Genomic DNA, 12,156 nt, shown 5'->3' with positions numbered 1-12,156 from the left:
GCTTATCGGTCCAGTTTAACGGACTTTCGGGTCCAGCTCGCCGGATGCGTAACGCTCGAACATCTGCTCGAGGTTGATCGGCTTGATCCTGCTGGCGTTACCGGCAGTGCCGAATGCTTCGTAACGATCGATGCACACGTCCGTCATAGCCTTCATGGTGGCTTTCAGGAATTTGCGCGGATCGAACTCGGCCGGGTTCTCGGCCAGGAAGCGACGGGTAGCGCCAGTGCTGGCCAAACGCAGGTCGGTGTCGATGTTGACCTTACGCACGCCGTGCTTGATGCCTTCCACGATTTCCTCAACCGGAACACCGTAGGTTTCCGGAATCTGACCACCGTATTCGTTGATGATCTGCAACCACTCCTGGGGTACGGAGCTGGAGCCGTGCATAACCAGGTGGGTGTCCGGGATACGGGCGTGGATGGCCTTGATCTGGTCGATAGCCAGGATGTCACCAGTCGGCGGACGGGTGAATTTGTAGGCGCCGTGCTGGTGCCGATAGCGATAGCCAGGGCATCAACGTGGGTCTTCTTGACGAAGTCGGCGGCTTCTTCTGGATCGGTCAGCATCTGGCTGTGATCCAGGGTGCCTTCTGCGCCGATACCGTCTTCTTCACCAGCCTGACCGGTTTCCAGTGAACCCAGGCAACCCAGCTCGCCTTCAACGGAAACGCCACAAGCGTGGGCCATTTCTACGGTGCGGCGAGTAACGTCGACGTTGTACTCGTAGTCGGTCGGGGTCTTGCCGTCTTCACCCAGGGAGCCGTCCATCATCACGGAGCTGAAGCCCAGCTGGATCGAGCGCTGGCACACGGCCGGGCTGGTGCCGTGATCCTGGTGCATTGCCACCGGAATGTGCGGAAACTCTTCGATGGCCGCCAGGATCAAGTGGCGCAGGAAAGGCGCTCCGGCGTACTTGCGGGCACCGGCAGAGGCCTGAACAATCACCGGGGAGTCGGTCTTGTCAGCCGCTTCCATGATGGCGCGCATCTGCTCGAGGTTATTGACGTTAAAGGCTGGCACACCGTAACCACGCTCGGCGGCGTGGTCCAGCATTTGCCGCAACGAAATCAGGGCCATGGGTTGTCTCCTTGGTTAAAACGTTTATGAGTCAGTTGAATTCTTTGCAGACTTTGGAGTCTGCTGCGGAAGGCGGGGGTGTGTTTCTCGCGGAAACGCTACGAGCACGTCCATGTGCGCTTCTCTTCGGCCGTCCTTGGCCTTCGAGATTCCGCGAGAAACACACCCCCACCTTCCTTGCGATTCTTGCTTAATCAGTGGCGCTTGCTTTACTCGGCGCCACGCTCTTCCAGAACGGCGACTGCTGGAAGTGTTTTGCCTTCAACGAATTCCAGGAAGGCACCGCCACCGGTGGAAATGTACGAAATCTTGTCAGCTACGTCGTATTTGTCAACGGCTGCCACGGTGTCACCACCGCCCGCCAGTGAAAAGGCGTCGCTATGAGCTATGGCGTTGGCCAGGGCCTTGGTGCCGTTGCCGAACTGATCGAATTCAAAGACGCCAACCGGACCATTCCAGAGGATGGTCTTGGCGTCTTTCAGAACCTTGGCGAAGCGACCGGCAGTGACCGGGCCAACGTCGAGAATCATGTCGTCTTCGGTCACGTCTTCGATGTTTTTGGTAGTCGCCGTTGCGGTTTCGGCAAACTCGCTGGCAACCACAACATCAACCGGCAGCGGGATTTCGACCCGGGCGGCGATGTCCTTGGCGGTGTCGATCAGGTCATGCTCGCACAGGGACTTGCCAACCGGATGACCAGCCGCAGCCAGAAAGGTGTTGGCGATGCCACCACCGACGATGATCTGGTCACACACTTTCTCAAGGGCGTTCAATACGTCCAGCTTGGTGGACACCTTGGAGCCGCCAACAATGGCAACTACCGGCTTGGCCGGCTTATCCAGAGCCTTTTCCAGGGCTTCCAGCTCGGCTGCCAGCAGCGGGCCGGCGCAAGCTTCCGGTGCGAATCGGGCAACACCGTGGGTAGATGCCTGGGCGCGGTGGGCGGTGCCGAAGGCATCCATCACGTAAACGTCGCACAGCGCGGCGTATTGCTTGGCCAGTGCTTCGTCGTCTTTCTTTTCGCCTTTGTTAAAGCGGACGTTCTCGAACAGCACCACTTCGCCATCGGCGACTTCAACACCGCTCAGGTAATCCTTGATCAGGCGAACGTCCTGACCCAGAACACCCGAAAGATGATCTGCAACCGGCTTCATGGAAGAGGCTTCGTCGTACACGCCTTCTTCCGGACGACCCAGATGGGACATCAGCATGACCTTTGCACCCGCCTCCATGGCAGCCTTGATGGTGGGCAGTGACGCACGGATGCGGGCGTCGCTTGCCACCTGGCCGTTCTTTACCGGCACGTTCAGGTCTTCGCGAATCAGAACCCGCTTGCCGGCAAGGTTCAGGTCGGTCATTTTCTTAATGGCCATAGTGTTCGTCCCTTCAACAAAATTTCAGATTAAGAATGATGGGTTAACCAGCTCTTGCTGACGTCGAGCATACGGTTCGCAAAACCCCACTCGTTGTCGAACCAGCACAATACTTTCACCATGGTTCCGCCTGTGACGCGGGTCTGGCCGCCATCCACCACACCCGAGTGGGCATCGTGGTTGAAATCGGAGCTGGCCAGCAGTTCGTCGGTGTATCCCAGAATACCCTTCAGTGAGCCCGCCGCTGTCTTCTTCAGCAGCTCATTGACGGCTGTCACGTCGGTGGTCTGGGCAACGTTCACTACCATATCAATGGCGGAGACGTTCAGGTAGGGACTCGCATGGCTACAGAACTGAACCGGCCGTGCATGTGCGGCAGCAATCGCTCTATGCCCCGGGCAAGCCCGGTATCGACCGGCACGATGTTATGCAGGGCGCTACGGGTTCGGCGCAGATCCTGATGATGGTAGGCATCGATAACCGGCTGGTCGTTCATCGCCGCATGAATGGTTGTCGTGGTGCCATGTTCGACACCAAAGGCCTCATCCAGCACCTGAATGACTGGCACCAGGCAGTTGGTGGTGCAGGAACCAGCAGCTACTATCCGATCGGTCGCAGCGATCTGGTCCTGATTGATGCCGAAGACCACGGTGCGATCGACGTCTGATTCCGCGGGCTGTGAAAACAGCAGGCGCTTGGCGCCGGCATCCAGGTGACGCTCGGCCGTGGCCCGGTCGGAATAGGCGCCGGAGCACTCAAGCACCAGATCGACATCGAGCAGATCCCACGGCAGCTCGGCCGGTTCCGTGTGACTAAGCACCCGGATGGGATCGCCGTTGACGATCAGGTCCTGGCCCTGCACCTCGATCTCGCCCCGAAACCGGCCATGAGTGGAATCGTAGCGGGTCAGGTGGGCGATGGTGTCGATGTCCGAGAGTTCGTTGATCGCGACCACCCTCAGGTGATCGCGAAAACCGTTTTCATAAAGCGCACGCAACACGCACTGACCAATGCGGCCGTACCCGTTGATGGCAATTCGAAACGGCGCGGACTTGGTCATCAGGCTTCCAGCAGTTCTGAGGCCACTTCCAGCACGTTGTCGACGGTAAAGCCGAACTCTTTGAACAGCTCACCGGCCGGCGCGGATTCGCCGAAGGTGGTCATGCCCACAACGCGTCCGTCCAGACCCACGTACTTGTACCAGTAGTCGGCAATGGAGGCTTCGATGGCAACGCGGTTGGTGATATCCAGCGGCAGAACCTTCTGCTTGTACTCAGCGCTCTGGGCATCGAATACGTCGGTAGACGGCATGGACACCACACGGATGTTCTTGCCCTGCTCCCGCAGCTTGGCGGCGGCGTCCTGCGCCAGGCCTACTTCAGAGCCAGTGGCGATCAGGATCAGGTCCGGTGTGCCTTCGCTGTCGGACAGGATGTAACCGCCCTTGGCCACATCGGCCAGCTGCTGGGCATCACGTGCCTGGGCCGGCAGACCCTGGCGCGAGAAGACCATGGCGGTCGGGCCATCGTTACGCTCGAGCGCGGCTTTCCAGGCTACCGCAGATTCAACGGTGTCGGCCGGGCGCCAGGTACTCATGTTCGGAGTGGTACGCAGGCTCGCCAGCTGCTCAACCGGCTGGTGCGTGGGACCATCTTCGCCCAGACCAATGGAGTCGTGGGTGAAGACAAAGATCGAACGCTGCTTCATCAGGGCCGCCATACGCACGGCGTTGCGGCAGTATTCCATGAAGATCAGGAAGGTGGCGCCGTAGGGCACGAAGCCACCGTGCAGGGCGATGCCGTTCATGATGGCGGCCATGCCAAACTCACGTACGCCGTAATAGATGTAGTTGCCGCTGGCGTCTTCTTTGGTCAGGCTTCGACGCCACTCCAGATGGTCAGGTTGGAACCGGCCAGGTCGGCGGAACCGCCCAGCAGTTCCGGCAGCAGCGGGCCGTAGGCGTTCAGGGTGTTCTGGGAGCCTTACGGCTGGCGATGGTCTCGCCCTTGTCCTGACACTCCTGGATGTACGCCTGGGCTTTTTCTGAGAAATCAGCAGGCAGTTCGCCGGCCATGCGGCGCTTGAACTCAGCCGCCAGCTCGGGCTCAGCCTTCTCGTAAGCAGCAAACTTCTGCTCCCACTCGGACTGGGCAGCTGCGCCCTTCTCGCGCCCGTCCCAGGCCGCTGCGATTTCAGACGGGATTTCGAAGGCGCCGTATTCCCAACCAGTTGCTCGCGGGTCAGGGCAATTTCGTCTTCGCCCAGCGGAGCGCCGTGGCAGCTTTCTTTACCCTGCTTGTTCGGGGAACCGAAACCGATCACGGTCTTGCAGCAGATCAGCGTTGGCTGCTCGGTGTTAGCGCGGCCAGCTTCGATGGCGGCGCGGATGGCGTCGGCATCGTGGCCATCAATGGCCGGAATGACCTGCCAGCCGTAGGATTCGAAACGCTGCGGGGTGTTGTCGGTGAACCAGCCGTCCACTTCACCGTCGATGGAGATGCCGTTGTCATCGTAGAACATGATCAACTTGCCAAGCCCCAGGGTGCCCGCCAGCGAGGACACTTCGTGGGAGATACCTTCCATCAGGCAGCCATCGCCCAGGAACGCATAGGTGTAGTGGTCCACGATGTCGTGGCCCGGACGGTTAAATTGCGCGGCCATGGCCTTTTCTGCAATCGCAAAACCAACGGCGTTGGCAATGCCCTGGCCCAGCGGCCCGGTGGTCGTCTCAACACCCGGCGTGTAGCCGTACTCCGGGTGACCCGGGGTCTTGGAGTGCAGTTGACGGAAATTCTTCAGGTCTTCGATGGAAACGTCATAACCGCTCAGGTGCAGCAGCGAATACTGCAGCATGGAGCCATGTCCGTTCGACAGCACGAAGCGGTCACGGTTGGCCCACTGAGGGTTGGCCGGGTTGTGGCTCAGGTAATCGTTCCACAGCACCTCGGCGATATCCGCCATACCCATGGGCGCACCCGGGTGGCCGGACTTGGCTTTCTGAACCGCATCCATGCTCAGCGCGCGAATGGCGTTGGCGAGATCTTTACGAGACGGCATTGACGTTTCTCCAGTATTTTTCAGGAAAGAATTCGAACTGCTCAAAAAAGAGGCGCGTATTTTCGCCGATTACTATGTGCCGGGGCAAATCGGCATACCACTATTGTTGAAAACTACGGCTGTGGATTCCCGAAACGGACTGATTTCAAAGAATGATAAATCTATATCAAAATTTTTTGATATGGCTATTGAATGACCACCCGAAGCCACCTACACTTCCCAACGATGACATCCATGACCACGCACGCGAACGAAACGTCCTCTGTGGACGCCCTGGCCCCGATCTTCAAAGCAAGCGGGGATCCGTTGCGCCTGGAGATTCTGCGCGTGCTGCGCCGGGATACCTTTGGCGTGCTGGAGCTGAGCCAGCTGTTCGACATGCGCCAGTCCGGCATGAGCACCATTTGAAGGTGATGAACAAGGCCGGCCTGTTGGAGCCCCAGCGGGAAGGCAACGCCATCTTTTACCGCCGGCCGCTGCATCTGGATACCGACAAGTTGACGGATCAGACCATCCGCCAGATCTTTGAAACCGTCGATAAGGTGCCGCTGCCAGCGCATCTGCAGGCGAAGATCGATGCCATCCGGACCCAGCGGGCGGATCAGTCCCAGGTGTTTTTTGCCCGGCATTCCGATCAGTTTCGCGAGCAGCAGGAACTGATTGCGGCCTTCGACTTGTACGCCGAGCCGGTGGCGGAACTGCTGCGCAAGCGTGCCGCTCGGCAGCCGTGGCAAACCACCCTGGAGATTGGCCCGGGTGAAGGTGCCTTCCTGAAGGTACTGTCGGAGCTGTCCGGTCATGTCGTCGCTCTGGACAACAGCCGGGACATGCTGGCCAAGGCACCCGTACCTGCATCGATCAGCGACTTAATAATGTCGACCTGATTGAGGGCGTCACCGATACCCTGCTGGCCCGGGGCGATGCCTTTGATCTGGTGGTGGCCAACATGGTGCTGCACCACGTGCCCAGCCCGGCGGATATTTTTCTCGATGCGGCGGCACTGATGAATAACAGCGGCTGCTTCGTGATCAGCGAGCTGTGCAGCCATGACCAGGACTGGGCCAAGGAAAACTGCGGTGACCTGTGGCTCGGCTTTGAGCCGGAAGAGCTGACCGCCTGGGCGGCGGAGGCAGGACTGAAGGCAGGCGAGCAACTGTTCATCGGCCTGCGGAACGGATTTCAGGTACAGGTTCGGGAGTTCTGGAAGACCACGGACTGACAGAAGCCCGAGCCCGAATAGTGAATATCAAAAAACTTTGATATGGCCGTACGTAGTATTACGTACACCAGGCAAAATCAACAACATGACCGCCGGTATCGGTCGCGCGACACGCACCGGCACGATTATGAATCGCTCACAGAGGAGCAACCTTATGTCTGACTACAGCATCTTTACGTCCGAGTCGGTTTCCGAAGGCCATCCGGACAAACTGGCCGACCAGATCTCCGACGCGGTACTGGACGCCATCCTGACCGACGACCCGCACGCCCGGGTTGCCTGCGAAACCATGGTTAAAACCGGCGTGGCTATTGTCGGCGGCGAAATCACCACCAACGCGTGGGTGGATCTCGAAGACCTGGTTCGTGGCGTTATCAAGGACATTGGCTACACCTCCTCCAAAGTGGGTTACGACGGTGACACCTGCGGCGTGATCAACATCATTGGTAAGCAGTCCGTGGACATCGCCCAGGGCGTTGACCGTCAGAAACCGGAAGAACAGGGTGCCGGCGACCAGGGCCTGATGTTCGGCTACGCCAGCAACGAAACCAGCGTGCTGATGCCGGCGCCGATTACCTTTGCCCATCGCCTGGTCGAGCGCCAGGCTGAAGCCCGCAAGAGCGGCCTGCTGCCGTGGCTGCGCCCGGACGCCAAGAGCCAGGTTACCTGCCGCTATGAGAATGGCCGGGTAACAGGCATTGATGCCGTGGTTCTGTCCACCCAGCATGACGAAGACGTCAGCCAGGCGGACTTGAAAGAAGCGGTGATGGAACTGGTGGTCAAGCACACCCTTCCGGCCGAACTGCTGCACAAGGACACCCAGTTCCACATCAACCCGACCGGCAAGTTTGTGATCGGCGGCCCGGTGGGCGACTGTGGCCTGACCGGCCGCAAGATCATTGTCGACACCTACGGCGGCATGGCTCGCCACGGTGGCGGTGCGTTTTCGGGCAAGGATCCGTCGAAGGTTGACCGCTCCGCCGCTTACGCTGGCCGTTACGTCGCCAAGAACATCGTGGCCGCTGGCCTGGCCGACAAGTGTGAAATCCAGGTGTCCTACGCCATCGGTGTGGCAGAACCCACCTCTATCTCCCTGAACACCTTTGGTACCGGCAAGATCAGCGACGACAAGATCATTCAGCTGGTGCGCGAGCACTTTGACCTGCGCCCCTATGCGATCACCAACATGCTTGATCTGCTGCACCCGATGTACCGCGCCACCGCAGCCTATGGCCACTTTGGCCGTGAGCCGTACGAAATGACCGTGGGCGGCAAAACCTTTACCGCGTTCCCGTGGGAGAAAACCGACCGCGCAGCTTCACTGAAAGACGCCGCTGGTATCTAAACCAATTTCAGGCGTATGTCAGACGGCATACGCTCAAGTTAAGACATGACTGACAGGAGAACACCATGAGCACTCCCGCAGAACAACTGAAGAATTTTGACGACTACAAAGTCCGTGATATTTCCCTGGCCGACTGGGGCCGCAAGGAAATCAAGATCGCCGAAGGCGAAATGCCTGCCCTGATCGCCCTGCGCGAGAAGTACAAGGCCGAGCAGCCGCTGAAAGGCGCCAACATCATGGGCTGCATCCACATGACCATCCAGACTGCCGTGCTGATTGAGACGTTGGTTGAGTTGGGCGCAGATGTTCGCTGGTCATCCTGCAACATCTTCTCCACCCAGGACCAGGCCGCCGCAGCCATCGCTGCACGGGGCATTCCGGTCTTTGCCTGGAAAGGCGAAACCGACGAAGAATACGACTGGTGCCTCGAACGCACGGTCGGTGCCGACGTGGATGGCTGGCAGCCGAACATGATCCTGGATGACGGCGGCGATCTGACCGCCCTGCTCCACGAGAAATACCCGGAAATCCTGGCTAACTGCCACGGCGTTACCGAAGAAACCACTACCGGCGTGCATCGTCTGCAGGAAATGCTGCGCGACGGCACCCTGAAAGTACCGGCTATCAACGTCAACGATGCCGTCACCAAGGCCAAGAACGACAACAAGTATGGTTGCCGTCACAGCCTGAATGACGCCATCAAACGCGGCACCGACACCTGATGGCCGGCAAGAAAGCGCTGGTGATTGGCTACGGTGACGTGGGCAAAGGCTCCGCCGCCTCCCTGCGTCAGGAAGGCATGATCGTGAAGGTCACCGAGGCCGATCCGATCTGTGCCATGCAGGCGTGCATGGACGGCTTCGAGCTGGTCTCGCCATACATTAATGGCGTGAACACCGGCACCGAAGCGGGCGTTAACCGCGACTTGCTGCAGAACACCGACCTGCTGGTCACCACTACCGGCAACATGAACGTGTGCGATTCGCACATGCTCAAGGCCCTGAAATCTGGCGCTGTCGTGTGCAACATCGGTCACTTCGACAACGAGATCGATACTGCCTACATGCGCAAGAACTGGGAATGGGACGAAGTGAAGCCGCAGGTACACGTGGTGTATCGCGACAAGGCCGCCAACGATCACCTGATCCTGTTGTCCGAAGGCCGCCTGGTGAACCTGGGCAACGCCACCGGTCACCCGTCGCGGATCATGGATGGCTCCTTCGCCAACCAGGTTCTGGCCCAGATCTACCTGTTCGAGCGCAAGTTCGCCGACCTGCCGGAAGATGCCCGTGAAAAGGGCGTGTATGTGCAGGTTCTGCCCAAGCATCTGGACGAAGAAGTGGCCCGCGCCATGGTCGAAGGCTTTGGTGGCGTGATCACCAAGATGACCCCGGAGCAGGCCAAATACATCGGTGTACCGGTCGAAGGCCCGTACAAGCCAGAAAGCTACAAGTACTGATCGGACGGCAGCATGGAAAGTCAGAAACAGTTCAAGCGTCGCTTCAGTTTCGAGTTCTTCCCGCCCAAGACTGACCAGGGCAAGGAAAAGCTCCAGACTGTGCGCAACAAGCTGGCCGAGGTGAACCCGGATTTCTTTTCAGTCACCTTCGGTGCCGGCGGTTCCACCCGGGACCGCACCATTGAGACCGTGCTCAACCTGCACAAGCAGGGCATTTCCACAGCGCCCCACCTCTCCTGCGTGGGGGGTACCCGCCAGGAGATTGGCGAACTGCTGGACGTGTACAAGGAGAACGGCATCAACCGCATCGTCGCCCTGCGGGGCGACATGCCTTCGGGCATGGGTGCGGCCGGTGAGATGCGATATGCCAATGAACTGGTGGAGTTTATCCGCGAGCACAGTGGCGACACCTTCAACCTGGAGGTGGCCGCTTACCCGGAGTTTCATCCTCAGGCGCGCAGTGCGGAAGATGACCTGCAGAACTTTGCCCGCAAGGTAAAGGCCGGTGCCAATAGCGCCATCACGCAGTATTTCTTCAATGCGGACAGTTACTTCTACTTTATCGACCGTCTGGAGAAGATGGACGTCACCATTCCGGTGGTGCCGGGCATCATGCCCATCATCAATTTCTCCAACCTGGTGCGGTTCTCAGACATGTGCGGTGCCGAAATCCCGCGCTGGATCCGTAAGCAGCTCGAAGCATACGGCGATGACAGCGACAGCATCCGCAAGTTTGGCGAAGAAGTGATAACTGACATGTGTGAAAAGCTGCTCAAGGCCGGCGCGCCGGGGCTGCATTTCTACACCCTGAACCAGGCCGAGCCCAGCCTCAGCATCTGGAAGAACCTCGGGATCAGCGAGCAGGAAAAAATCTCCTTCTGAATTCCGGTTAGCGGTCCGGGCATCTGCCCGGACCGCTTTCCTTTTTCTATCCAGACTGTCGCCGCCTCAATCTAAGGCCCCTCCAAGCATTTGATTTCCTGAAATTCCTTTGGCAATACGCTAAGGTGTACGGGACGCAGTTCCCAAAACGCTCCCCGGTCACCATGGTCATCCGCCATGCTGCTCGGCCCGCCTTACCCGGCGAACGGAGCACTAATAAAAGAAATAGGAGAAAGCATGAACACGAAATGGCTGAAAACTATTGGCGCTAGCCTGGCACTTACCCTGGCCGCTGGAACCGCAAGTGCAGAAACCCTGCGCGTGGTCACTGACCCGAGCTTTGTACCCTTCGAAATGATGGACCAGGAAACTGGCGAGATGATCGGTTTCGACATGGAAATCATTGCCGAAGTCGCCAAGCGCGCCGGTTTTGAATACGACCTGAACACCATGGACTTCAACGGCATTATTCCGGCCCTGCAGACGGGTAACGTCGACATTGCCATCGCCGGCATGACCATCACCGAAGCCCGTGAAGAGATCGTCGATTTCTCCAACCCTTACTACGATTCCGGCCTGCGCCTGTTGGTGCCCAAGGGCAACGACGACATCAAAGTTCTGGCTGACCTGGAGGGCAAGAAAATCGGCTCCAAGATTGGCAGCACCAGCTATGACTTCCTGATGAAGAACCTGGACGACAACTCCGGCGTTACCCCGTATCCGGGCAGTGCCGACATGTACCTGGCCCTGATGTCTGGCGCGGTTGACGCCGTGTTCTACGACGCCCCGAACGTCGGCTACTTCGCCCGTACCAAAGGCAGCGGTAAGGTCCAGACCGTTGGCCCCATGTACGAAGGCCAGCAATACGGCATCGCACTGAAAGCTGGCAGTGAGTGGCTGGACGAAGTCAACGCCGCACTGGCGTCGATGATGGAAGATGGCACCTACAAAACCATCTATGAGAAGTGGTTCGGCCCCATGCCCGAAGACAAGTAAACCACTGACCGCCACCGGGCTGGAAGCCAGTCCGGTGGTTCCCTTCTCATTGATTGGAGAATACCACTGTGGAGTTCCAGTTTGAGTTCGACTGGCAAGCGGCCATCGACTCCATCCCGTTTTTGATTAAAGGGATCCCCTACACACTGCTGATTTCCTTCGGCGGTCTGCTGATTGGCTTTTTACTGGGCATTCTCTTTGGCTTGCTCAGCATTAACAAGAAATGGTTCCTGCGCTGGCCAGCCACCGCATACATCGAGATTTTCCGGGGCACGCCGATCCTGGTGCAGGTACTGTTCATTTTCTACGGCCTGCCCGACCTGATCGGTGGCCCGATCGACCCACTAGTCGCGGGTATTGCGGCTATCGCCCTGAACTCCGGCGCCTACATTTCGGAAGTGGTTCGTGGCGGCGTGCAATCCATCGCAAAAGGCCAAACCGAAGCCGGCCTGTCACTTGGCCTGTCACGTAGCCAAACCTTCTGGTCCATCGTATGGCCACAGGCCCTGCGCCGGATGATCCCGCCACTGGGCAATCAGGCCATCGTCAGCATCAAGGACACCTCGCTGTTCTCGGTGATTGGTGTCGGCGAGCTGGTACGCCAGGGTCAGATCTACATTGCCAACACCTTCACGGCGTTTGAGGTGTATTTCGTGGTCGCGATCATGTATCTCGGCATTACCCTGTCGCTATCCCTGATCCTGCGCCTGATTGAGCGGCGTGGACTGGCCTCTGTCTGAAGGAAC

At 58.8% G+C, this 12,156-nt stretch carries 5 protein-coding genes and 5 pseudogenes; 6 read left to right on the top strand and 4 right to left on the bottom strand.

The features are described 5' to 3' along the window. Nucleotides 1-15 precede the first annotated feature (15 nt). The 4 genes and pseudogenes from fba to tkt form a co-directional block, all read right to left on the bottom strand. Nucleotides 16-1,079, bottom strand: a pseudogene (fba, locus tag AU14_RS04750) (class II fructose-bisphosphate aldolase). A 209-nt stretch (nt 1,080-1,288) separates the two neighbouring features. Next, the gene (locus AU14_RS04745; protein WP_041339360.1) at nt 1,289-2,452 is read right to left on the bottom strand and encodes a phosphoglycerate kinase; all 1,164 of its coding nucleotides are present in this window, start codon (nt 2,450-2,452) and stop codon (nt 1,289-1,291) included. Nucleotides 2,453-2,481: 29 nt separating this feature from the next. After that, a pseudogene (gap, locus tag AU14_RS04740) lies at nt 2,482-3,512 on the bottom strand (type I glyceraldehyde-3-phosphate dehydrogenase). Next, nucleotides 3,512-5,509: pseudogene (tkt, locus tag AU14_RS04735) on the bottom strand (transketolase). Before tkt ends, gap begins: the two co-directional pseudogenes overlap by 1 nt. 225 nt (nt 5,510-5,734) lie before the next feature. Between tkt and AU14_RS04730 the strand changes: the two are divergent. The 6 genes and pseudogenes from AU14_RS04730 to AU14_RS04705 all read left to right on the top strand — a co-directional run bounded on the left by AU14_RS04730 (nt 5,735) and on the right by AU14_RS04705 (nt 12,150). Continuing rightward, nucleotides 5,735-6,728: pseudogene (locus tag AU14_RS04730) on the top strand (ArsR/SmtB family transcription factor). 154 nt (nt 6,729-6,882) lie between these two features. Continuing rightward, nucleotides 6,883-8,073: a methionine adenosyltransferase gene (metK, locus tag AU14_RS04725; protein WP_041343615.1), complete on the top strand. Its 1,191-nt coding sequence runs from the start codon at nt 6,883-6,885 to the stop codon at nt 8,071-8,073. A 65-nt stretch (nt 8,074-8,138) separates the two neighbouring features. Further along, nucleotides 8,139-9,532 (top strand): annotated as a pseudogene (gene ahcY / locus AU14_RS04720) (adenosylhomocysteinase). A 12-nt stretch (nt 9,533-9,544) separates the two neighbouring features. Next, complete coding sequence (metF, locus tag AU14_RS04715; RefSeq protein WP_041339357.1) at nt 9,545-10,414, top strand: methylenetetrahydrofolate reductase [NAD(P)H]; 870 nt, start codon at nt 9,545-9,547, stop codon at nt 10,412-10,414. Between the two features lie 237 nt (nt 10,415-10,651). Beyond that, nucleotides 10,652-11,410: a transporter substrate-binding domain-containing protein gene (locus tag AU14_RS04710; protein ID WP_052471960.1), complete on the top strand. Its 759-nt coding sequence runs from the start codon at nt 10,652-10,654 to the stop codon at nt 11,408-11,410. A 68-nt stretch (nt 11,411-11,478) separates the two neighbouring features. Then, the gene (locus tag AU14_RS04705; protein ID WP_041343609.1) at nt 11,479-12,150 is read left to right on the top strand and encodes an amino acid ABC transporter permease; all 672 of its coding nucleotides are present in this window, start codon (nt 11,479-11,481) and stop codon (nt 12,148-12,150) included. Nucleotides 12,151-12,156: the final 6 nt, after the last annotated feature.

Origin of the sequence: Marinobacter similis (assembly GCF_000830985.1) — a bacterium.
Classification (GTDB): domain Bacteria; phylum Pseudomonadota; class Gammaproteobacteria; order Pseudomonadales; family Oleiphilaceae; genus Marinobacter; species Marinobacter similis.
Note: the sequence above shows the minus strand (reverse complement) of the source record. Positions and strands in the feature narration are given on the sequence as shown.